The sequence below is a fragment of the Luteitalea sp. TBR-22 genome (assembly GCF_016865485.1).
Lineage (GTDB): Bacteria > Acidobacteriota > Vicinamibacteria > Vicinamibacterales > Vicinamibacteraceae > Luteitalea.
The window spans coordinates 5027663-5048776 of sequence record NZ_AP024452.1; the positions used below are offsets into that span (position 1 = coordinate 5027663).

Genomic DNA, 21114 nt, shown 5'->3' on the forward strand with positions numbered 1-21114 from the left:
ACATCTTGCATGAGCGACGCCCATGACGAACCGTTCTCCCCGCGCGCACCGCTCATGAGAGCGCTCACCGTCCAACCCGGCGTCTCCGGCTCGGCCAGGCTCGAGCAGGTGGCAGAACCTGCCCTGACCGATGGCGCGCTGCTGGTGCAGGCGATCGCCGTCGGCATCTGTGGCACCGACGTGGACATCGTGCGTGGCGAGTACGGGTGGGCCCCGGACGGACGCCAACGCCTCATACTCGGCCACGAATCGATCGGCCGCGTCCTCGAAGCCCCTCCGGATTCCGGATTCGCCCCTGGCGATCTCGTCGTCGGCATCGTACGTCGCCCCGATCCCTTGCCCTGCGCCTACTGCGCGCAGGGCGAATGGGACATGTGTCGCAATGGCGCATACACCGAGCGGGGCATCAAGTCGCTCGATGGTTACGCGTCCGAGCGTTTCAGGCTCGAGCCGGCCTATGCCGTGCGGGTCGAGAACGCGCTCGGGACTCTCGGCGTGCTGCTGGAGCCGACCAGTGTCGTCGCCAAGGCCTGGGAACACGCCGAGCGGATCGGGCAGCGATCCGATGCCTGGCGTCCCCGATCGGTACTGATCACCGGGGCCGGCCCCATCGGATTGCTCGCCGCATTGCTGGGACGCCTGCGCGGCCTGGACGTCCACGTCTTCGATCGGGTGACGCGCGGCCCCAAGCCGATGCTGGTCGCCGAGCTGGGGGCGACGTACCACGCGGCCACGCTGCCGAGTGTCGAACGACTGGCCCCGGACATGATCTTCGAGTGCACCGGTGCACCTGCCGTCGTCGCCGACGTCCTCACGCGCAGCGCGCCGTCGGGCATCGTGTGTCTCGCCGGCGTCTCGTCGGGTGGCCGTACCGTGCCCCTCGACCTGGGCGATCTCAATCGGCGGATGGTCCTGGAGAACGACGTCGTCTTCGGGTCGGTCAACGCCAACCGTCGCCACTACGAACAGGCAGCCGGGGCCCTGGCACGCGCCGACCACGCCTGGCTGGGGCGACTCATCACCCGGCAGGTACCCCTCGATCGATGGGCCGATGCGTTCGAACGCCATGAGGACGACGTGAAGGTGGTGCTGAGGATGGAGGAGGCGTGAGCCGGCCGCTGGAGGACTACGCGCTGATCGGTGACTGCGAGAGTGCGGCGCTGGTGTCGCGCGACGGCTCGATCGACTGGCTCTGCTGGCCGCGCTTCGATTCCGACGCCTGTTTCGCTGCGCTGCTCGGCACGGAGGAGCACGGGCGCTGGCTCCTCGCGCCGGAGGGTGACGTCGCCACGACCCGCCGCTACCTGCCTGATACGTTGATGCTGGAGACGACGCACGAGACCGCCGAGGGTACGGTGGTCGTGCTCGACTTCATGCCCCCGAGGGGGCGCCATCCCGATCTGGTGCGGCAGGTGCGCGGCGTCCGTGGCCGCGTGCGCATGCGCACCGAACTGGTCCTGCGCTTCGACTACGGCCGGACCGTCCCGTGGGTGAGCCGCCTGCCCGACGGCCGCACCCGGGCCGTCGCGGGGCCTCACATGGTGGTGCTGCAGGCGCCGGCCGTGGTGCATGGCGAGGGGCTGCGCACGGTCGGGTACTTCGACGTCGGCGCCGGCGACGAGGTCGCCCTGGCGCTCGTCTACGGTGCGTCGCATCTTCCCCTGCCACCGCCCGTCGACGTCGCGCACGTGCGGCAGGCGTCACTGGCCTTCTGGCACAAGTGGGTGGCGCCGCATCGCACGGGTGGTGACTGGGCCGACCTGGTCTCTCGCTCCTTGATCACGCTGAAGGCGCTCACCTACGCCCCCACCGGGGGCATCGTGGCCGCGCCGACCACGTCCTTGCCCGAGCAGCTCGGTGGCTCACGCAACTGGGACTACCGGTACTGCTGGCTGCGAGACGCCACGCTCACGCTGCTCGCCCTGATGAACGCGGGGCACATGGAGGAAGCCGCGGCGTGGCGGGCCTGGTTGCTCCGGGCAGCGGCTGGCGCCCCGTCGCAGGTCCAGATCATGTATGGGCTCGCGGGCGAGCGCCGTCTCACCGAGGCAGAACTGTCGTGGCTGCCCGGCTACGCCGACTCGCGCCCGGTGCGGCTGGGCAACGCGGCCCATGACCAACTGCAACTGGACGTCTTCGGCGAAGTGCTCGATGCCCTTCACCAGGCGCGCCTTGGCGGTCTCGAAAGCACGCCTGCGGCCTGGGCGCTCGAGCGCGCGCTCGTCGACCACGTGACCACGATCTGGGATCAGCCCGACGAGGGGATCTGGGAAGTACGCGGCCCCAGGCGCCACTTCACGCATTCGCGCGTGATGGCGTGGGTGGCGCTCGATCGCGGCATCAAGTCTGCGGAGCGGTTCGGATTGCCCGGCGACCTGCCGACGTGGCGACAGGTCCGGCAGGCCATCCACGATGACGTCTGCGCGAAGGGCTTCAATCGCGCGCTCGGAACCTTCGTACAGGCCTACGGCGAACCCTGGCTCGACGCCAGTCTCCTGCTGCTGCCGACGATGGGCTTCCTCCCGGCGACCGATCCTCGGGTGGGGGGCACGATCGCTGCCGTGGAGCGGCACCTGCTGCGCGACGGGTTCGTGCTGCGATACGACACCAGCGGAACCGAGGACGGCCTGCCTCCGGGGGAGGGCGCATTCCTCGCCTGCAGCTTGTGGCTGGCTGACGCCTACACCCTGCAGGGACGGATCGACGAGGCGCGCCTGCTGTTCGAGCGGGTGGTCGGCATCGCCAACGATGTCGGGTTGCTGGCCGAGGAGTACGACCCCGCACTCGGGCGCCTGGTCGGCAACTTCCCGCAGGCGTTCTCCCACATCGCCCTGGTCAACACGGCGCACAACCTCGCACGGGCCACCAAGCCCGCCCGACAGCGCGCCTCATGAGGCGCGCAGGCCGTTCACGCACGGTGAGGCACGCCTGGCACAGCGTGCCCTGCCGCTGCGGTCGGCGTGAGCGGGACGCGCGGATGCTGGTTCAGCGCGTGCACGAGAAGTAGCCGGCATAGCCGGCCTCGAGATCCGTCCCCACCGTCAACCTGGCGTGAGCCCTGCGCGACTCATCGGTCGCCGCGGCATCCGGCGCGAACACGTCGACCTTCACGTCGTCGCCAGCCAGCGTGAACCCGCCGCCCGCCGCGGCAGGATACGAGACTTCCATGCGAGCCAGGCGTCCATGCAGCTTGATGACGCCCCGCCCGAGCCCCGTGCGGCGCGCCGTGGCGGCGGCCACAATGGCGGCATCCGGTGCATAGGCGAACCGGCAGACCGCGACGTCGCCCAGGGCCTGCCGGAGTTCGGCATCGGTGAGCGACTCCAGGTCGGTTTCGGCCAGCTCGGCTCGACGGGCCGCATCTCCTGGCGACAGCAGTTCCGGTGACGCAGCGGGGCTCACGGTCGTCACCGGGGCATCGCCGCGCTGCAACGCGTCGATGAGGTAGGCCATCTCCGCGATCTCCTTGCGCTGCGCTTCGATGATCTCGTCGGCCAGCTTCCTGACGCGCGCATCCCGGATGCGCGCACGCTCGCTCGTCAGCAACGCGATCGAATGATGGGGCACCATGGCCCGCATGTATTCGAGCCCACTGACCGTCGCCTGGGAGCGGATCAGCCACGCCGCGATGACGACCACGAGTGCACTGCCGATGAAGATGGCCAGGTTGGCGATCCGGTTCCGATACATGCCCAGCATGAAGCCGAGCATGATGATCGCCATCACCGCGCCCATCAGCAGCGCCATCCATCCGCGAGTCTCGCTCATGTATGCGTGATCCCAGGTGTACGTATGGATGTACATCAACCCGAACATGACGATCGTCGACGTTGCGATCATCGCGGCAAAGCGCCAGTAGCTCATGTGCATCGCGTCCTCCGTGCCCGCGTTGCGTGACTCGCTCGTCGCCCGCGGGCCAGGGGAGTGAGCGGCGCCACGCTCCGGCGCGCACGCACGGCGCATGCAAGACGTCCGCCCGGTCGGGACCGTGCCGTCCCGATCGAGGCAGTCCCGTGGTGGCCCGCCATGGCGACGGCCTTGCAGCTGATGCTCGCCATGTCCACCGTCCTGGTGTTCGGTGTCGTCCTGCTGATCGCCGCCCTGATCTCGGCCCGGGCGCAACGCGGCATCCTCTCCACGGCCGTGTTGTTCCTGATGGCGGGCGTCGTGGCCGGGCCGGGCCTGCTGGATCTGCTGTCGACCACACCGAGCCGGCGCGTCCCATCGCTGGTCGCCGAGGTCGCGCTGTTCGCGGTGCTGTTCACCGACGGCATGCACCTCACCCTCACGCAGCTGAGAAGCGCCTGGCGCCTGCCCGGCCGCGCCCTGTTCATCGGCATGCCGCTGACACTCGTGATGATCGCGGCGCTCGCTCACTGGGTGGTCGGGCTCCCCTGGCCGGCGGCCTGGCTGGTCGGCGCGGCGCTGAGTCCGACCGACCCGGTCTTCGCGGCCGCGCTCGTCGGCGCCGACCACGTGCCTCGTCGCGTGCGCGAGCTGCTGAACATCGAGAGCGGGGCCAACGACGGGCTCGCGCTCCCGATCATCGCCACTCTGCTCGCCGTGAACGGCGCCGCGCAGGCCTCCTTCGGCCTGGCCCTCGGCGGCGCGGCGATGGGCGTGGCGCTGGGGGTAGCCATCGCCTGGTGTGCCGTGCGCCTGGCACGCGCGCGATGGTTCGAGGTGTCAGGGCCCTATGCCCCGCTCGGGGTGCTGGCGATCGGACTCGTGGTACTCGGGACGACGTCGCTGCTGCACGCCAACGAGTTCCTGGCGGCGTTTGCCGCCGGCGTCACCATCGCCTCCAGCTCGGAGCGCGCACGGCTGGCGTTCGCGCCGGTCGGTGAGCTGGTGTCGGAAGTGCTGAAGCTGGGCGCCCTGCTGATCTTCGGCGCCGTCCTCACGCCGTCGTTGTTCGCCACACTGCGCATGCAGGACTACGTCTTCGCCGGACTCGTGCTCGTGGTGGCCCGCCCTGCGGCGATGGTCGTCTCGCTGCTGGGCTCCCGTCTCGAGCGCCGCGAGATCGTCGCCGTCGCGTGGTTCGGTCCGAAGGGCTTTGCGTCGGTCTTCTTCGGGTTCCTGATCCTCGAGGCAGGCGTCCCGCAGGCGGCGCAGGTGTTCCAGCTGCTGGCGCTGGTGATCGCGCTGTCGATCGTGGCGCACAGCTCCACCGACGTGCTGGTCGCCCGGGGCTTCCGGGGCACGCGCGAGGACACGTGACGACTGGCGCCATCACCGATCGCATCCCGGATGTCAGGCCGGCAGTGTGGGGGGCGGTCGCGGCTGAGGATTCGCGGCGACGTGACGTCGCCAGATGTCGAGGTCCTCGGCTGACGAGTGGTCGTCAGGGCGCGTGGCAGTCACGAAATGTGGTGACCGCACGCCTCGCTCGAGTGGCGACACCTCGCGAGGTGTCGACGGCCGGACGTGGCCCGCTCCTTGCCCCTGCATCGGGACGGAGGTGAAACATGAAGACACCGACAATGAGGTGGAGCCCATGGTGGGCTCGAATGGCAGCGCTGACCGTACTGTTCGTGTCGACCTGGACCGGCACGAGCCTGGCCGATAGCTGGAACGACCGCACGCGGCTGCGCTTCTCCGGGCCGGTGATGGTGCCGGGGGCGACACTCCCTGCGGGCGAGTACGTGTTCGAACTCATGGACCTGAAGGCGAACCGGCACATGGTCCGCATCAGGAACGCGGAGGGGTCGGAAGTCATGGCCGTGGCCAGTGCGGTTCCGATCAAGCGCCAGGAGCCCGAAGGCACGACGACCCTGACCTTCAACCCGACGGTGGCCGGTGCGCCTCCCGCCCTCAAGGCGTGGTACTACCCGGGATCGATCTACGGGCATGAATTCATCTATTCCGAGAACGAAGCGCGGATGATCGCGCAGCGCGACAAGACCATCGTGCTGTCCGAAGACCGGGCATCGGGTGATGCCGACGCCGCCGGCACGGTGCGCCAGTACGACGCCACGGGCAAGGCAACGAACTGGCGGGCAGACGACGCCGTGATCCGCGAATGGACCACGTGGTCGCGTGACGCCGTGGCGCGCGCCCGCACGGCCACCGATGCCGCCGGCAGCCGCGAGACGAAGAGCGCGACCACGTCCCTGGTCGACTCGGCCGGGACGGCCATGCGGGTGCGGCTCGACGACCTCGAGTCGCGGCCGCGCGACTACACCGGCAAGACGATCTCGGTCGATGCCGAGGTCGAGAAGGTGCTCGGCCCGCGGCTCTTCACGATTGACGAGCCGGACTGGGCCGATCTCGACGGCGAGATCCTCGTGCACGTGCCGACGGCCCTGGCGGCGCTGGTGCGGCCCGACGATCGGGTGACCATCACGGGCACGCTGCGCTCGTACCCGATCACCGAGTTCGATCGCGAGTGGCGCTGGTACGACTCACCCAGTGAGGCCATGTCCGGGTGGGCTCGTCGGCCGGTGCTCGTGGCGACGCGCGTGGTCGGTGGCGACGATGATCGGGCCCTCCTGATCACGACAGAAGGCGCCGGATCGCGCCGGCATCTCCTCGCCGTCGTTGCTGCGCCTGAACGACATCAGCGCGGACGCGGTCGGACGGCCGGTGGATCTGGACGGCGTGCGCGTGACCAACATCGTCCCGGGTCAGGGCTTCTTCGTGGCGACCACCTGCTCGTCATGCCCCCACTCGACCCCCACGCCGTAGTACGCCGTCCAATAGCGCACCATCTGCCGATACGCGGCCGTCCGAATCGGTTGCGGAACGCGGTCCCAGTCGGTCGGCCCCATGCTGCTCCACATCGCGGGGTTGACCAGGAGCGCCTCGTAGCGAGCGACCATGGCGTCCAGACCGACCCGCCGGAGCGGCGCAGGCACGTCATTCCAGTCCGCCAGATGCATGCGGCGCCACAGCGCGGCGTTCCCTCGCACGTCATCAGCCGTGACGCGCGTGCGCAGCCGCTCGGTTCCGGCGGTGACCGTCACGGTGAGCGGCGTGGCATCGGAGAAGCTGGCGAACGGATTGACGGCCACAGGTAACGGAAGGGGGACGGCAGGGGGGGACGGGCGGCCTCGAACCGTGGTCGTCGCCAGGCCGAGCACCACCACGGTCGCGACATGGCGCGCCACGCAGGGCGATCGGCGCCCAGGTAGACGCGCCTGCGGCCGTTCCGTACGACGGCGACGGGTGCACCGTGCAACGGTGAGGGTCGCCACGAGCACCAGCCCCAACGAGCCGAGCGCCGCGGTGCGCGCCGCGACTGGCCTGGTCCGGCCAACAAACAGCCGCGCCACCTGGGGCACCTCGGACAATGCGGGCGCAGGCAGGTCCGTCGCCACCCGGGGATGACGAATCCCCAGCGGCGGCAGCGCCCTGACCTGCCGGCGCCATGCATGCACGCCTCCCAGGCTGCGTGCAGACAACAGGGCCCGAGCGACGCCCGCGTAATGGTCTCTCCGGCGCGCGGCAGGCACCACATGGAACACGACGTGTCGTTGCTCGGCTACCACGTGGATCTCGCCGGCGGCGGCCATGGCGCGCAGGACGTCACGCAGTTCGAGGGCGTGGGCGAGTGGCCGGTGCAGCACCGAGATGTCGGCCGCCAGGCCCATGACGTGCATGGGCACGTTGGTTCGTGCGTTGGGGTTGTTGCGCGACAGCCGGCGCTGGTACTCGCCGTGCCGCACCAGACTGGTCACGTCGATGGGCGCGGAGCGGACGCGGGAGGCGATGTCGAACAGCATGCCGATCACTTCGGGACGCGCAGAGAGGTAGAGCGCCTGGTGTGTCGGATCGAGTTCGCCGATCTGGTGGGCCCCGGCGGTCCGCAGCGACAGATTCAGCTCGCGGGCGCCTGCCGGCACCGTCACGAGCGTGTCGTCGGCGATCGCTGCGCTCAAGGCCTCGCGATCGGCGAACTCGAGGTCGGGCTGGCCTTCGTAGGCCTCGGTGATCCGGGCGGCATCCGCGACGCTGTCGGCCCTGAGCGTGGCCATGAGCGACCGCAGGCGGTCGAGGTGACGAACTTCCACCTCGGCCTCAGCCAGTGCTGCCCACGAGATGCTCGCTGCTGCAAACCCGGCCACCAGTGCCCTCCGCGCCACGTCGCCCTCCTGGACGGGGATGCAGACACCAAACACCGTGCCGGTGGGGATGGCAAGCGTTTCATGCGATGGCGGGCCCCAGGCGTCGCGACAGTCACGACAGGTCGTCACGTTGGCGACAAACCGTGGCGTGCCTGCCGGCGTCCTCGTTGAACCTGTTGACCAACGGCGGGCCGCCGAATGCTGGGGCGCCGACGCGTAGCCGCCTCGTGCTAAGCTCCGCCACACGAAGCACACCAGGGGAGGAACACGATGGCAACGGTACTGATTACCGGGACCAGCTCGGGTATCGGCTTGTCGACCGCGCTGGAACTGGCGCGTGCAGGGCACTCCGTCATCGCGACGATGCGCAACCCGGCGGCCTCACCCGAGCTCGCCGAGATCGCCGCGCGCGAAGGCCTGCCCCTGCAGGTCCGCACGCTCGACGTCGACGACGACGAATCGGTCCGCGCCTGCGTGGCCGCAGTTGACGGGCCGATCGACGTGCTCGTCAACAACGCGGGCGTCGAGTGCCACGGCTCCATCGAGGAGATGCCGATGGACCGCATCATCGGCACGATGAACACCAACTACTTCGGGGCGGTCCGCTGCATCAAGGCCGTCCTGCCACGGATGCGCGAGGCGCGCAGCGGGTGCATCATCAACATCAGCTCGGTGGCCGGGCGCATCTCCAATCCGCCACTCGGCGCGTACGCCGCGAGCAAGTTCGCGCTGGAGGCGATGAGCGAAGCGCTGGCCGGTGAGGTCAAGCCGTTCAACATCCGGGTCGCCATCGTCGAGCCCGGGATCCAGGACACGAAGATGGCGCGCACGATCGAGCACGAGGTGACGTCGATCTACCCGCAGGTGGTGCGCTTCTCCGGCCTGTTCCGCGCCGCGCTCGCCAATCCCGTGCCGCCCGTCGTGACGGCGCAGGTGGTGCGGCAGATCATCGAGTCGGGCACGTGGCAGTTCCGTCACACCTCCGGACCTGATGCGGCGGCATTCCTGGCGTGGCGCGCCAACATGACCGACGAGCAGTGGATCGCCTGGAGTGCCCAGGACGACGAGAGCTGGTATGAGCAGCTCGAACGTGATTTCGGGATGAACGCACGCCCGCAGGCGCCGCACGCGGGAGTGGCAGCCGTGGAGCCGGCCGTCGGCGGGTGACGCCGACCGGAGCGTTCCGGTTTCCATGACGACAACGGAGTACCATCCGCTCGCATGAAGCCTGCCCTGCTGTTGGCGACCCTGGCGCTCGTGTTCGCGCAGGCGCCGCCGGCCTTCGACGTCATCGTGCGCGGCGGCACCGTGATCGACGGCACCGGGGCGCCCCGGCGGCGCGCCGACGTCGGCATCACCGGCGATCGCATCACGCGGGTCGGCGACCTGTCGGGGGCGCGCGCGAGCACCGACATCGACGCCACCGGGCTGTATGTCGCCCCAGGCTTCATCAACATCCACAGCCACGCCACGCCGGTCGGCCTGCGCACGGCCGTCAACATGCTCACGCAGGGCGTCACGACCGAGATCGTCAACGCCGACGGGCGAGGGCCGCTCGACATCACGGGCCAGCTCGCTGGCCTCGGCGCCGCGGGCCTGGCCGTCAACGTCGGCGCGCAGGCCGGCTTCAACAGCATCTGGGCGAGCGTGATGGGCGAATCGGACCGGCGCCCGACGGCCGAGGACATCGCGCGCATGCGCGCCCTGTTGGTTGCGTGCCTCCAGGCGGGCGCGTGGGGCGTGTCGGGCGGCCTCGACTACAAGCCGGCGTACTTCGCGCGGACCGACGAGGTCGTGCAGGTGCTCGAGGCCGCGCGCCCCTGGCGCACCAATTTCATCAACCACGATCGCGTGACGCCGGAGTCGGGCTTCAGCTCCCGCGCCGGCATGGAGGAGACGATCGCCATCGGCGCGCGGGCCGGCGTGCTGCCGATCATCACGCACATGAAGGTGCAGGGACACGAGCAGGGGTCGGCCGACGTGATCCTCGGCCGGATGCGGGAGTCCGAGGCACGAGGCACGCCGGTCGCTGCCGACGCGTATCCGTACCTCGCGGGCCAGACGAGCCTCTCGGCCCTGATCATCCCCGGCTGGGCGCAGGACGGTGGACGTGAGGCGCTCCTGCGACGCCTGGCCGATCCCGTACTTCGCGAGCGCATCGTGCGGGAAGCCGAGGACGCCATGGACAAGCGCTTCGGCGGCCCGGCCTCCGTGGCGTTCCCACAGGAGGCGCGAACGCTGCCGGACGTGATGCAGGCCATGCAGGTGCGGGCGGGCGAAGCCGTGGTGCGACTGCTCGAGGAACGGGAGCGCGGCATCATCGCGCGGTTCGGCATCGAGGCCGACCTCGTGAAGATCCTGCAGTACCCGTCGACGTCGATCGCCTGCGACTGTGGCGCCGTGGACGGCGGCGCGACGCACCCGCGGTACCACGGGTCGTTCCCTCGCGTGCTCGGGCGTTACGTGCGCGAGCAGCAGGCGCTGACGTGGGAGGACGCCGTCCGCAAGATGACCGGCCTCCCGGCGACAACCATCGGCATGCGGGACCGCGGCGTGCTCGACGCGGGCAAGGCGGCCGACGTCACCGTGTTCGATCCGCGCACCGTGATCGATCACGCGACGTTCGACAAGCCCACGCAACCGTCCGAGGGCGTGCGCGTGGTGCTCGTCAACGGTCACGTCGCGTTGCGCGACGGCGTGCCGACGGGCGCGCAGGGCGGGCGCCCGCTGGTCCGGGGCGCGTCACCGACGCGGTGAGGGCCGTCATGCTCGCCCACCGACGCTTTCCCCGCAGTTCCGCGTACAACCCCGCGTGGCTGGTCGCGGGGGCCAGCGGCGGCGCCAATCCCCTCTGGCTCACCGAGTGGGTCTGCGAGTCGCTGTTGCTCCAGCCGGGGATGCGCGTGCTCGATCTCGGATGCGGGCGTGCGCTGTCCTCGATCTTCCTGCATCGCGAGTTCGGCGTGCAGGTCTGGGCCACCGACCTGTGGTTCAGCGCATCGGAGAACCAGCGGCGCATCGCCGATGCCGGCGTCGCGGACGGCGTGTTCCCGCTGCGCGCCGACGCCCGCGCCCTGCCGTTTGCCGACGACTTCTTCGACGCCGTCGTCTCGATCGACTCCTTCCCCTACTACGGCACCGATGCACGGTTCCTGGGCATGCTGGCCCGGTTCCTCAAGCCCGGCGGGTTCCTGGCGATCGCCGGCGCCGGACTCGCGCAGGAGATGTCAGGTGACGTGCCGGACCACCTGCGCGACTGGTGGACACCGGACCTGGAAGGATTCCTGCACGCGCCAGCGTGGTGGCGCAGGCATTGGCAGCGCACGGGACTGGTCGACGTCACGGTCGCAGACACCCTGGCCGACAGCACGCGGGCGTGGGCGGACTGGCATCGCCTCGTCGCGCCAGACAACGGTGTGGAAATCGCGGCAGTGGAGGCCGACCAGGATCGCCACCTCGCCTATGTGCGCGTCATCGCAAGACGGACGCACGTGCCTGCAGACGCGCCAATCGTGACCGTCGCGACGGAGTACGTCGCGCGTCCAGTGCTTCGCAGCGAGTGACCGCCAGGGCGAGCTCCGACGACACACCGAGGCCCGCCAGGTCCACGCGCTGCTGTTCAGGGTCTTCGCCTGAGGGGCCTCGGCGCGTCGACGCTGGACTTGTGCCATGATCCGGTCGCCGCGTCACGCGTCACCGTCCTCTCCGCACACCGCGGTGCTCGTCGAGGCGCGTGCGGGAGTACCTCATGGCAGTGGGCGACACCTCCCCGGGACCCGACGTCCAGCGCTGGGACAAGCTTGCGCATCAGGCCGTACGCAACCTGCACGAGCCGAGTCCGGCGATCTTCTGGGCCGACCTCCTCTCGACGGCGACGAGCGGGTACGCCTTGCTGTTGGTCGCCATGAGGGGGCGTTTCGATATGGTGGTCACGTTGCTGGCCTGGCTGGCTGGCGCGCTGACGTTGTATCGCGCGCTCTGCTTCATGCACGAGATCGCACACCTCCGCCCCGGATCGGTCCCCGGCTTCGAGACGGCGTGGAACGTCCTGATCGGCGCGCCCCTGCTCATGCCGTCGTTCGTGTACACCCCGGGCGTGCACCAGAACCATCACACGCTGTCGACGTACGGCACCAGCCAGGATCCCGAGTACCTGCCGTTTGCCTCGTCTCACGTCATGACGACCGTGTTCGCCATCCACAGCGTGCTCATTCCACTGGCGCTGGTGGTCCGCTTCGTGCTGCTCGGTCCCCTCGCGTTGCTGGTGCCGCGACTGCATCGCGTGCTCGTCGAGCGCGCCTCGGCGCTGGCGATGCACCCGAACTTCGTGCGCACGGCGACGCCGGGTCTCCTTCGCAGGGCGTACTGGTGGCAGGCGTACATCATGGCCCTGTGGGCTGGCGTGATGGTGCTGGCGGTCCAGGGGGCGCTGCCGTGGCGCGTCTTCGCGTTCTGGTATGCGACGATGGCCATCGTCAGCGTCGTGAACGTGCTGCGGACGCTCGGCGCGCACCATTACGAAGGCGACGGGGCCTCGATGGATCGCGCTGCTCAGCTGCTCGACAGCATCGAGACGCCCGGAGCGTGGTGGACGGAAGTATGGGCACCGGTGGGGCTCCGATACCACGCCCTGCATCACTACTTCCCGGGCATTCCGTATCATCACCTCCCCGAGGCGCATCGACGACTCGTGGCGGTGTTGCCCGCCGACGCCACGTTCCGACGGACCTTCAGTCCCAGCCTGCCGAACTCGCTGCGCCGGCTGCTCGCCACCGGCTGGGCACGTTCCCGCGCGGGCCACTGAGCGGGCGGAGACCTGGTCGCGGTCGACGCCGTTCGTGCATGTCGGCACGGCCGCCGGCAGCGCCGGTGATCAGCCCGGCCGGCGATCCAGTAGCGGCTTCTCGATGAACACGAACAACGCCGACGCGATCGCGAACGTGACGATCGCGCCCGTGATGCCGTAGCGCAGGATGTCGAGCGCCGTGACACTGCCGCCCCCGTACTGGGCGCGAATCACCATGAACAGGACGACCGGGTGAATGAGGTAGGTCGAGTACGACACCTGGGCGATCGGGTACCAGGGCCGCGCGGAGAGCGCCCGGACGAGCCAGCGGCCGACCGCGTGAGGCGTGAAGGTGAGCGCCAGCAGCAGCGCGACGCCCAGCGAGAACGTATAGCGGTACGTCGACATGAACGCCGTGCCCGAGGGCCGATCCCACGAGCCGTGGTCGATCCAGAGTGGCGTGCCGACGAGCAGCAGGAGGGCGAGGACCAGCGTGGCATGCCCGTGCACGGGCTTGCCGAGCCAGGCGAGGGCGCGTTCGTGCCGCAGCAGGTACGCCACGCCCACGCCCATCAGCAGGCACGCATACCGCGTGTGCAGCTTGTCGTACAGCAGGTCGAAATAGCGGGCGAACTCGGGCGGGTTCAGCGCCGGGTGGATCACGTAGTGGATCGGTGCGGCCCACACGTGGCCGATCACCAGGTTCAGGACGTAACCGGCAAGGACGCACCAGCACACCACGGCCAGGGGAGAACGCGTGGTGCGTGACAACGCCAACACGAACAGCGGACAGAGCAGGTAGAACTGCTCCTCGATCGCGAGTGACCACGTCCAGCTCATGAACTGCGAGAAGACGGTGACGAAGTTGTTCACGTACAGCAGGTTCGTCCAGACGTATCGCAGGGGCACCTTCGGGTCGCCGGTCAGCAACCCGAACACCGCGACGAACGCGATCACCACGAGATACACGGGGAAGAGCCGCAGGAGCCGTCGGACGTAGAAGCGACGCAGGTCGAGCGCCCGGGTCCGCTCCACCTCGGTGATGAGCAGGTTGCCGATCAGGAAGCCGCTGATCACGAAGAAGATGTCGACGCCGAAGTGTCCGTGCCACATCCACTGCAGCCCGGGCCTGCTGACGAGCTCCGCGATCGCCGATGGCTGGAGGAACTCGCTGAGGAGGAAGAGCACGTGGGAGGCGAAGACCCACAGGATGGCGATGGCCCGCAGTCCGTCGATCTGCTCGAACCGGCCCTCTCGTCTCACGAAGATCCCGTGGAGACGGTGACGCACTCGTAGCGACGGCATGAGTCCCGCGCATTCTGCCGAGCGCTGTCGGGCCTGTCAAACCTTCGCTGTCGCGACCGGGCATCGCGCCCGGCCCTGGCTGGTTCCGCGTGACGGTCCTGATCAGAGACGGCGGAGTCGAGGGGCGACGCGGTTCAGCGCGAGTACGTCGGTGCGGCGGACCGCAGTCGGCCGGCACGGCGTCCGGCGTCGCGGCGGAACAGGACGATCGCGCCGGTTCCGACGACCCCTGCCAGCAGCACCGCAGTGGTGACCAGGTCGTTCACGTGCCCCATCTTCAGCGCGAGGGCCGACAGGCCGATCGAGGTCCACATGCTCACGAGCGCCGCCACTTTCGCGCGGCGCGGCATCGGCGTGGTGGGGTCGGCGTACTTCAGGTAGGGAGACAACCGCCGGTTCGATCGCAGTCGCCGCTCCAGTGTGGGCGAGCTGCGTGCCAGCAGGCAGGAACCGCTCAACACGAACACGGTGGTGGGAAGCCCGGGCACGAAGGCGCCCACGAGGCCGAGTCCGACACACGTCACCCCGGCGGCCGCCACCACCCACCGGAAGCGCGTGGCGGGAGACTCGGTCGGGGACGTCGCCCGTGTCGATGCTGCCGTTGGGTCCGATACCTTCACGCTCTTCACATCGCGCCTCCAGGTCGGCTCGGCACCGACGCGCGCTGGACCGGCTTCCCGAAAGCATTCGACGCCCGTCCCGACGCCGGGTCGCCGCGCGGCCTGCTCCACCCGCTTGCGGGCCAGGGCCGAAGCGGGCGCGGCCGCCCCCCTGGCGGCCTGCTCGGCCGTGGACGCACAGGTCCTATCGGCGTCGCACGGTGGCCGCGTGAATCTGCGCGGTCGCGTGCACACGGTCGCATTCCTGCCAGCCCTGCTCGATCGTCGCGCGCGCGCTCGACCTGCTTCTGCTGCAATGGCTCGCGGTGCTCTGCGCGCCGCACGCCGGTTCACGGTGCGCTGCAGACGGCAAGGATGAGCCGCGACAATGCCCCTTGGTGTCCAAAGCACCATGTGCAATCGGACGGCCCTGATTGCCTGTATGGCATCTCTCGTCCTTGCCGCCAGTGCATCGGGGCAGTCGCCGGCGCCTGATTCCGCGCCTGCCCGTCGGGGTAGCGGTTCCTCTGCGGATCGCGAGTCAGCGCAGACGCACACTCGCGCCCTCGCGTCGACGGTCGACGCCATCGTTCACGAAGGTGGTCACGCCGGCATCGTCGTCAAGCTCGAGTCGGTCGTGGGCCTCGAGACCATGTACCCCGTCAGCGCGATCTTCACTTCGCCTCGCTGGTACGTCCGACTCCCGGCGGTCGGCGCACCGGTGCGTGCGCTGCTCGCACTCCATGAAGGCGGCTCTCGCCACCTGGAGGGACCGGGGCCGCGATTGGTCGATCAGCGTGCCACGCGCTGCCTGGCGCTCCTGCGGCAGCCCGTGCGGCGCGTGTACGTCGGGTCGTTCCACCATGTCTTCATCGCCACGTCGGCGAACGCGCTGGGCCGCCCCCCTGTCTTCGGCACCGTCGGCAGTGGCGTCTGCAGGGCACCGGAACGCCTGCATCGGCACACGGTGGTCGGCAGCGGGCCTACCTACCTGGACGCGCTCGATCAGATCGTGGCGCAGGCAGGTGGTGTGGCCTGGGTGGCGGCGGAGAACGGACGAGGCCAGTGCGGCATTGGACTCGTGGTCGCCGGCCAACCGCTGCTCGAAGGGATCGATTGCCTCGGGGGCCACTTACTGGAAGTGCCGCCAACGACTCCCCTGCGCCGCTGACACCAAGGCGCTAGTCAACAGCTTCGCCGAGAAGGTGCGGGAACGCCGATCCAGGATGGCCACGCTCCTGCCCCCGCTTCGTCATGCCACCAGAACGCGTCCCTGCCCTGCGGCACGGGTGCGGGGCTTGACGACGATCTCCACATCGCGGCCGAGCAGCACGAGAAAACGCACGAGGCGGTCGAGCGAGAACCCGGCGAGCCGACCTCGCACGAGGGCCGAGACCTTCGGTTGATCGATGTCCAGCAACTCGGCCGCGGCCGCCTGCGTCAATCGTTGCTCGGCGATCAGTTCCGCAATCTTGCGAGCGAGTTCCGCCTTGGCGAGCGCCTCCGCCGGCCTCGGGCGCCCGAGATCCTCGAACACGTTGCCGCTCCCGATCACGTGGTCCTTGTGCGCCATGCCTTATCCCTTCTGCGCGTTCAGCGCAGCCGCCTGCTTCAGTCGCTGCGCGATCAGGTCGATGTCTGCCTTCGGTGTCGCCACGCCCGTCTCGGACTTCTTCTGAAACGCGTGCAGCACGTACACACGATCGGCGAACCGGACCGTGTACACGGCCCGGAACGTCCCCGCCCGATGATCGGAGACGACCTCCAGCACGCCAGCGCCCAGGCCCTTCAACGGCTTGGCCGACACGTGCTTCTGCCGACACTGCGCCAGGTAGATCGCGAAGCCCATCTCGTCCTGCACCGCCGCTGGGAACGTCTTCAGCTCGCGGAGAGAATCTCCGAGCCAGATCACAGGCTTCAGCGGCGGAGGCATCGGGACGGCCCATCATGCCATATCTGGCATACCGATGCCGCGACTGACACTACTGGCATGGGGGAGCACTCGATGATGGCTGGTAGTGCCGAAACCGATACCGACGCCGGAGGGCCCTCCAGCCGATATGGATTGTCCAAAAATTGTCAATCAGCCGCAGCAAGCCACTTCGACGACATGTCGCTCCGAAGCTTTCGCACCGTGTAGATACGCGCCAACACCTTGAACTCCAGGCACTTGGAGCCATGTGGCGTGAGCAAGCCGCCAGCGTCGACCCAGTCGAACGCGTGTTCGACGGGGACAACGGTCGCAGCTGCCAACACTGCCTTGCAAGTGCCTGATTTTAATGGAGTTGGTACGCCCGAGAGGATTTGAGCCCGGTGGCGAGCCCGGAGGCGGAGTCACTGGCCTGAAGGCTCTCGTGGCCGTACCACCCCGCGAAGCGAGGTGGTACGCCCGAGAGGATTCGAGCCCGGTGGCGAGCCGGAGGCGGAGCCACGGGCCTGAAGGCTCTCGTGGCCGTACCACCCGCGAAGCGAGGTGGTACGCCCGAGAGGATTCGAACCTCTGACCTTTGGCTCCGGAGGCCAACGCTCTATCCAGCTGAGCTACGGGCGCACTGATGGCTGCGACGCCAGCACTCCGGGGGCCCGGAGAGCGATCCGCCTACGCCAAGGCTTCGGCGGACGGGGTCACGACCGTCGGTCAGTGTACCACCGCCCCCGCTGCCCCGCGCGGGTTGACGCCGCTGGCCTTCCACTCCGCGTCCACGTCGGCCTCCCACGCCGCCACCAGCGCCCGCAGCCGCCGGGCCACGTCCTGGCGCTGACGCGTGAGGTCCTGACGCTCCCCCGGGTCGGCCCGCACGTCGAACACGAACGCGTTGTTGCCGTCGAGCATCAACTTCCAGTCGCCGCTCCGGACCGCCACCTGCGACCGCCCACCCACGGCGGTGCGCCAGAAGAGCGTCCGCGTCACCGGGGCCACCGTGCCCCGGAGCATCGGCAACAGGTCGAGGCCCTCGTATCGCGCCTCGGCCGGCGCGGCGCCGCCGGTGGCCGCCACGATGGTCGCGCTGAGGTCCATGGTGATCCCCACCTGCGGCGACACCGTGCCTGCCGGAATCCGTCCGGGCCACCGGATCAGGGCCGGCACGCGAATCCCTCCCTCCCACACCGACGACTTGCGGTTGAAGAACGGGCGGTTGTCGGCAAGCCACTCGCCGCCGTTGTCGTTGGTGAAGATGACGATCGTGTCCGGCGCGAGCCTCAGGCGTTCGAGGGTGTCCAGCACACGGCCGACACCGCGGTCCACCTGCTCCACCATCGCCACGTAGTCGGCCCGCGTGCCGGTGGCCTCGTCCCACGGACGCACGTGCCGCGCGTTGTCGATCGCCACCGACGGCCTGCCGGGCGGCTGGTACGGCCAGTGCGGCGCGTTGTACGCAATCTCGAGGAAGAACCGGCGCGACGCGTGATCCTCGAGGAACCGCACCGCGCGATCGGTGATCAGGTCGGTGGTGTAGCCCTCCATCACGACGGGGCGGTCGTCCTCCCAGAGATCCGGCTTCCCATCGCCTCCCGTGTGCGCGTAGAAGTCGTGATACCCGCTCTTGAGCCCGAAGAACGAGCCGAACCCGTGCGCGCGTGGGCTGAACTCCGCGCGATACCCGAGGTGCCACTTCCCCACCAGCGCGGTCACGTATCCGCGCTGCGCCAGCAGGTTCGGCAAGGAGTACGGACTGCCGGGCAGCCCGACGTCACCACCCGGGCGCCCCGCCGATGGCATCGGCTCCTCGAGCCCGTAGCGTTGCTGGTACCGGCCCGAGATGAGGCCCGCCCGCGTCGGCGTGCACACCGGCGCATTGGCGTAGAACGCCGTCATCCGGACCCCGTCGCGCGCCAGGCTGTCGATGCGCGGCGTGCGGATGTCGGTGGCGCCGTAACTCGAGAGATCGGCGCTCCCCATGTCGTCGGTGATGATGAGCACCACGTTGGGCAGCGCCCCTCTTCCTGCCTCCTGGGCCGGCGACACGCCCCCGCCGACGCTCCAGCACGCACACGCGAACAGCAGCCTCGTTTGCCAGGTCATGCCCACTCCCCTTCGGCCAGTCGCGCCCAGTCTATGCGACGGGGCATACTGCCGAGCGACTCCCGAACCCTCAGCCCCTGTCTACGCTCGCTGACATGCCCCAGCCCCACCTCGCCACGCGCATCCTCGTCGGAGCTTCCCGATTCACCGGTCGATGGGTCGTCCGCGCGCTGCTGCTCGCCGCGGGACTGCTCCTCGCGGTCACCGCCGGCTTCGCCGCCTACGCGGTGCTGATGCTGCCCGACGTGGAGCCCTGGCACACCACACGGCTGCGCGGCGAGTTCACCGAGTTCGACGCGCCGGGCATGGACTTTGCCGGCTACCAGGCCAGGGAAGCGAGGCTCTTCGAGGAAATGGCGGAGGCCGTCGCCGCGATGCCGAGGGACGCGGCCTACTTCGCCGGCAGCCGCTACGACCCCAACGGCCTCGGCCGCCGGCTCGCCGGCGGCCAGCCGTACAACCGCACCACGCGTCGCACGCCGGCCGGCCCGCTCAAGGGCGCCGCACTCCTCATACACGGCCTGTCCGACGGCCCCTACTCGATGCAGAACCTCGGCGACGTACTGCTCGCCCAGGGCTTCGAGGTGACCATCCTGCGCCTGCCCGGCCACGGCACGCTGCCGAGCGCGATGGTGCACATGGAATACGACGACTGGGTCGCCGCGATGACCATCGCCGCGCGCGACATCAGCAGCCGCCTGCCGAAGGATCTGCCCTTCTACCTGGCGGGCTACTCCACCGGCGGCTCGCTGGCGATGACCTACGCGCTCGACCGCATCACGCCCGGCGCCGATCCGTCGCTACGCACGCCGACCCGCGTGCTGCTCTTCTCGGCCGCCATCGAGCTGACGCCCGCCGCCGCACTGACGCCAATCCTCGACCTGTTCGCGCGCCTGCCCGTGCAGGCCTTCGAGAAGGTGAACTGGCAGTCGATCGGCCCCGAGTACGACCCGTACAAGTTCGTGTCCTTCCCGGTCAACGCGTCGCGCCAGGTCTACAAGGCCACGCGCAAGCTGCAGCGCCAGCTGCTCGAGGCCGAGCAGGCGGGGCGCCTCGGCCAACTGCCGTCGGTGGTCGCCTTCCAGTCGGCCGTCGACTCCACCACCGGCGCGAACGGCGTGTCGACGACCGTGTTCGGGCGATTGAAGGGCGCGCAGCATCGCCTGGTGCTGTTCGACGTCAATCGCCACGCCAAGTACGACATCGTCCGCCAGCCTTCGCCGGGCACGCTCGTGACGTCGGTGGTGGACGGCTACGCCAACGGCACGCGCCAGCACACGCTGCTCCTCGTGACCAATCGCTCGCGCGAGACCGAGGAGGTCGAAGTCCGCGAGTACGCTCCCGGACGCCGCGATCCCGTCGTCACGACGCCCGGCCTGAGCTGGCCCCTGCACCTCGTGTCGGTGGGCCACGTGTCGGTGCCCTTCCCGCCGAAGGACCCGCTGTACGGCTATGAGGAAGGGTCCGGCGCCAACGGCATCCCGTCGATCGGCAGCTGGCGCGTGCGCGGCGAGGAGGGCGCGATCGTGCTGCCACTCGGCGCGCTGGGTCGCATCCGCGCCAACCCGTTCTGGCTGGTGCTGCAGCAGCAGGTGGAGATGCTGGCGGCGGCCGACACGACCCACTGAGGGCGTACTCGTCGTCAGTGGATCCAGGTCAGCGCGGCAACCAGCGCGTTGGAATTCGCGCCCGGGTTGTACTCGGTCAGCACGCCGTCGGACATGTGGTGGATGCGGTACTCGACCGAGAAGACACCGCGGCTGTGAATCGACACCGCGATGCCGCCCCCGCCCTGCGGGGTGAAGTTGATGTTGGAGATGTCGCGCGGGATCCGCCCGCTCGAGTACACGACCCCGGCGCCCGCCGACAGGAAGGGCCGCACCGTCGATCCAGGCGAGAAGTAGTGGCGGAACACGAGCGCCGCCGACCCTGCATAGCGGGTGCTGGCGGCATCGTGGAACAGGTACAGGGGACTCAGTTCGGCGGAGATGACGAAGTTGCCGCGCAGGATGCCCGGCGCCACCGGATCGGTCAGGACATGGCTCAGGCGAACGCCGAACGCGATGAACTCGCTGTCGGGAAGGCCACCCCAGACGTCCATCGCGGCGCCGGCGCCGAGCAGCAGTCCGAACTCGCTGTTGCCCTTGCGGAAGGCGTCGCCGGTCGGCCGATCCGACTCCTCCCCGGCGGCCGAGGGCACCAGCCCCCCCATCGTCATGGCCGTGACGATGACCGCGATCGACAAGGCACGTTGCGTAAGTCGCATACGACGCTCCGCAGGCGTATGATAACGCTGTCCGGTCGAGCTGTCGCGTGATTTCGCGCGGCTCG

At 69.4% G+C, this 21114-nt stretch carries 18 protein-coding genes, 1 tRNA gene and 1 pseudogene; 9 read left to right on the forward strand and 11 right to left on the reverse strand.

Going from position 1 to position 21114, the window contains the following annotated elements:
• Positions 1 to 54: 54 nt before the first annotated feature.
• Both TBR22_RS20925 and TBR22_RS20930 read left to right on the forward strand, forming a co-directional pair.
• Positions 55 to 1110 carry a glucose 1-dehydrogenase gene (locus TBR22_RS20925; protein ID WP_370651543.1) on the forward strand — a complete coding sequence of 352 codons (1056 nt, stop codon included), beginning with the start codon at positions 55 to 57 and terminating at the stop codon, positions 1108 to 1110.
• Positions 1107 to 2894, forward strand: a complete 1788-nt coding sequence (locus TBR22_RS20930; protein WP_239489780.1) for a glycoside hydrolase family 15 protein — start codon at positions 1107 to 1109, stop codon at positions 2892 to 2894. The genes TBR22_RS20925 and TBR22_RS20930 overlap by 4 nt, the downstream gene beginning before the upstream one ends.
• Before the next feature lie 91 nt (positions 2895 to 2985).
• Here TBR22_RS20930 and TBR22_RS20935 read toward each other — a convergent pair whose 3' ends face one another.
• On the reverse strand, positions 2986 to 3870 hold the full coding sequence (locus TBR22_RS20935) for a DUF305 domain-containing protein (protein WP_239489781.1): 885 nt from the start codon (positions 3868 to 3870) through the stop codon (positions 2986 to 2988).
• 186 nt (positions 3871 to 4056) lie between these two features.
• Between TBR22_RS20935 and TBR22_RS20940 the strand changes: the two genes are divergently transcribed.
• Complete coding sequence (locus TBR22_RS20940) at positions 4057 to 5223, forward strand: sodium:proton antiporter (RefSeq protein ID WP_239489782.1); 1167 nt, start codon at positions 4057 to 4059, stop codon at positions 5221 to 5223.
• A 640-nt stretch (positions 5224 to 5863) separates the two neighbouring features.
• Here TBR22_RS20940 and TBR22_RS26960 read toward each other — a convergent pair.
• The 3 genes and pseudogenes from TBR22_RS26960 to TBR22_RS26970 form a co-directional block, all read right to left on the reverse strand.
• Positions 5864 to 6142: a hypothetical protein gene (locus TBR22_RS26960; RefSeq protein WP_370651364.1), complete on the reverse strand. Its 279-nt coding sequence runs from the start codon at positions 6140 to 6142 to the stop codon at positions 5864 to 5866.
• A 39-nt stretch (positions 6143 to 6181) separates the two neighbouring features.
• On the reverse strand, positions 6182 to 6424 hold the full coding sequence (locus TBR22_RS26965) for a hypothetical protein (protein ID WP_370651365.1): 243 nt from the start codon (positions 6422 to 6424) through the stop codon (positions 6182 to 6184).
• Positions 6425 to 7517: 1093 nt separating this feature from the next.
• Positions 7518 to 7979 (reverse strand): annotated as a pseudogene (locus TBR22_RS26970) (hypothetical protein); the annotation flags it as partial.
• A gap of 360 nt (positions 7980 to 8339) precedes the next feature.
• Between TBR22_RS26970 and TBR22_RS20955 the strand changes: the two are divergent.
• From TBR22_RS20955 to TBR22_RS20970, 4 genes are all read left to right on the forward strand, one after another.
• On the forward strand, positions 8340 to 9236 hold the full coding sequence (locus TBR22_RS20955; RefSeq protein WP_239489785.1) for an SDR family oxidoreductase: 897 nt from the start codon (positions 8340 to 8342) through the stop codon (positions 9234 to 9236).
• 54 nt (positions 9237 to 9290) lie between these two features.
• A complete protein-coding gene (locus TBR22_RS20960) occupies positions 9291 to 10826 on the forward strand; it encodes an amidohydrolase family protein (RefSeq protein ID WP_239489786.1) in 1536 nt (511 codons plus the stop codon).
• 8 nt (positions 10827 to 10834) lie between these two features.
• The gene (locus TBR22_RS20965; protein WP_239489787.1) at positions 10835 to 11632 is read left to right on the forward strand and encodes a cyclopropane-fatty-acyl-phospholipid synthase family protein; all 798 of its coding nucleotides are present in this window, start codon (positions 10835 to 10837) and stop codon (positions 11630 to 11632) included.
• A 185-nt stretch (positions 11633 to 11817) separates the two neighbouring features.
• On the forward strand, positions 11818 to 12873 hold the full coding sequence (locus TBR22_RS20970) for a fatty acid desaturase (protein ID WP_239489788.1): 1056 nt from the start codon (positions 11818 to 11820) through the stop codon (positions 12871 to 12873).
• A gap of 69 nt (positions 12874 to 12942) precedes the next feature.
• Here TBR22_RS20970 and TBR22_RS20975 read toward each other — a convergent pair whose 3' ends face one another.
• Both TBR22_RS20975 and TBR22_RS20980 read right to left on the reverse strand, forming a co-directional pair.
• Positions 12943 to 14160: an acyltransferase gene (locus TBR22_RS20975; RefSeq protein ID WP_239489789.1), complete on the reverse strand. Its 1218-nt coding sequence runs from the start codon at positions 14158 to 14160 to the stop codon at positions 12943 to 12945.
• Between the two features lie 134 nt (positions 14161 to 14294).
• Complete coding sequence (locus TBR22_RS20980; RefSeq protein WP_239489790.1) at positions 14295 to 14780, reverse strand: YbaN family protein; 486 nt, start codon at positions 14778 to 14780, stop codon at positions 14295 to 14297.
• 616 nt (positions 14781 to 15396) lie between these two features.
• Here TBR22_RS20980 and TBR22_RS20985 point away from each other — a divergent pair.
• Positions 15397 to 15930 (forward strand): hypothetical protein, encoded by a 534-nt coding sequence (locus TBR22_RS20985; protein ID WP_239489791.1) that lies wholly within the window; start codon positions 15397 to 15399, stop codon positions 15928 to 15930.
• An 81-nt stretch (positions 15931 to 16011) separates the two neighbouring features.
• On the opposite strand, the gene TBR22_RS20990 is transcribed toward TBR22_RS20985, so the two are convergent.
• From TBR22_RS20990 to TBR22_RS21005, 4 genes are all read right to left on the reverse strand, one after another.
• Positions 16012 to 16332: a helix-turn-helix domain-containing protein gene (locus tag TBR22_RS20990; protein WP_239489792.1), complete on the reverse strand. Its 321-nt coding sequence runs from the start codon at positions 16330 to 16332 to the stop codon at positions 16012 to 16014.
• A gap of 3 nt (positions 16333 to 16335) precedes the next feature.
• Positions 16336 to 16692: a type II toxin-antitoxin system RelE/ParE family toxin gene (locus TBR22_RS20995; RefSeq protein WP_239489793.1), complete on the reverse strand. Its 357-nt coding sequence runs from the start codon at positions 16690 to 16692 to the stop codon at positions 16336 to 16338.
• Positions 16693 to 17233: 541 nt separating this feature from the next.
• Positions 17234 to 17310, reverse strand: a tRNA-Arg gene (locus tag TBR22_RS21000).
• 87 nt (positions 17311 to 17397) lie between these two features.
• On the reverse strand, positions 17398 to 18783 hold the full coding sequence (locus TBR22_RS21005) for a sulfatase-like hydrolase/transferase (RefSeq protein WP_239489794.1): 1386 nt from the start codon (positions 18781 to 18783) through the stop codon (positions 17398 to 17400).
• Between the two features lie 95 nt (positions 18784 to 18878).
• Between TBR22_RS21005 and TBR22_RS21010 the strand changes: the two genes are divergently transcribed.
• Entirely contained in the window at positions 18879 to 20411 is a 1533-nt protein-coding gene (locus TBR22_RS21010; protein ID WP_239489795.1) for a carboxylesterase, read from the forward strand.
• Positions 20412 to 20425: 14 nt separating this feature from the next.
• Here the strand turns inward: TBR22_RS21010 and TBR22_RS21015 are convergent, their stop codons facing one another.
• Positions 20426 to 21028, reverse strand: a complete 603-nt coding sequence (locus tag TBR22_RS21015) for an acyloxyacyl hydrolase (RefSeq protein WP_239489796.1) — start codon at positions 21026 to 21028, stop codon at positions 20426 to 20428.
• Positions 21029 to 21114: the final 86 nt, after the last annotated feature.

What these genes read in the sequence shown, in the direction of transcription:
- TBR22_RS20925 (WP_370651543.1), top strand. Translation starts at nt 55, where the DNA reads ATGAGAGCGCTCACCGTCCAACCCGGCGTCTCCGGCTCGGCCAGGCTC.
- TBR22_RS20935 (WP_239489781.1), bottom strand. Translation starts at nt 3,870, where the DNA reads ATGCACATGAGCTACTGGCGCTTTGCCGCGATGATCGCAACGTCGACG.
- TBR22_RS20940 (WP_239489782.1), top strand. Translation starts at nt 4,057, where the DNA reads ATGTCCACCGTCCTGGTGTTCGGTGTCGTCCTGCTGATCGCCGCCCTG.
- TBR22_RS26960 (WP_370651364.1), bottom strand. Translation starts at nt 6,142, where the DNA reads ATGGCCGTCCCGGCCGAGTCGACCAGGGACGTGGTCGCGCTCTTCGTC.
- TBR22_RS26965 (WP_370651365.1), bottom strand. Translation starts at nt 6,424, where the DNA reads ATGGCCTCACTGGGTGAGTCGTACCAGCGCCACTCGCGATCGAACTCG.
- TBR22_RS20955 (WP_239489785.1), top strand. Translation starts at nt 8,340, where the DNA reads ATGGCAACGGTACTGATTACCGGGACCAGCTCGGGTATCGGCTTGTCG.
- TBR22_RS20960 (WP_239489786.1), top strand. Translation starts at nt 9,291, where the DNA reads ATGAAGCCTGCCCTGCTGTTGGCGACCCTGGCGCTCGTGTTCGCGCAG.
- TBR22_RS20965 (WP_239489787.1), top strand. Translation starts at nt 10,835, where the DNA reads ATGCTCGCCCACCGACGCTTTCCCCGCAGTTCCGCGTACAACCCCGCG.
- TBR22_RS20970 (WP_239489788.1), top strand. Translation starts at nt 11,818, where the DNA reads ATGGCAGTGGGCGACACCTCCCCGGGACCCGACGTCCAGCGCTGGGAC.
- TBR22_RS20975 (WP_239489789.1), bottom strand. Translation starts at nt 14,160, where the DNA reads ATGCCGTCGCTACGAGTGCGTCACCGTCTCCACGGGATCTTCGTGAGA.
- TBR22_RS20990 (WP_239489792.1), bottom strand. Translation starts at nt 16,332, where the DNA reads ATGGCGCACAAGGACCACGTGATCGGGAGCGGCAACGTGTTCGAGGAT.
- TBR22_RS20995 (WP_239489793.1), bottom strand. Translation starts at nt 16,692, where the DNA reads ATGCCTCCGCCGCTGAAGCCTGTGATCTGGCTCGGAGATTCTCTCCGC.
- TBR22_RS21005 (WP_239489794.1), bottom strand. Translation starts at nt 18,783, where the DNA reads ATGACCTGGCAAACGAGGCTGCTGTTCGCGTGTGCGTGCTGGAGCGTC.
- TBR22_RS21010 (WP_239489795.1), top strand. Translation starts at nt 18,879, where the DNA reads ATGCCCCAGCCCCACCTCGCCACGCGCATCCTCGTCGGAGCTTCCCGA.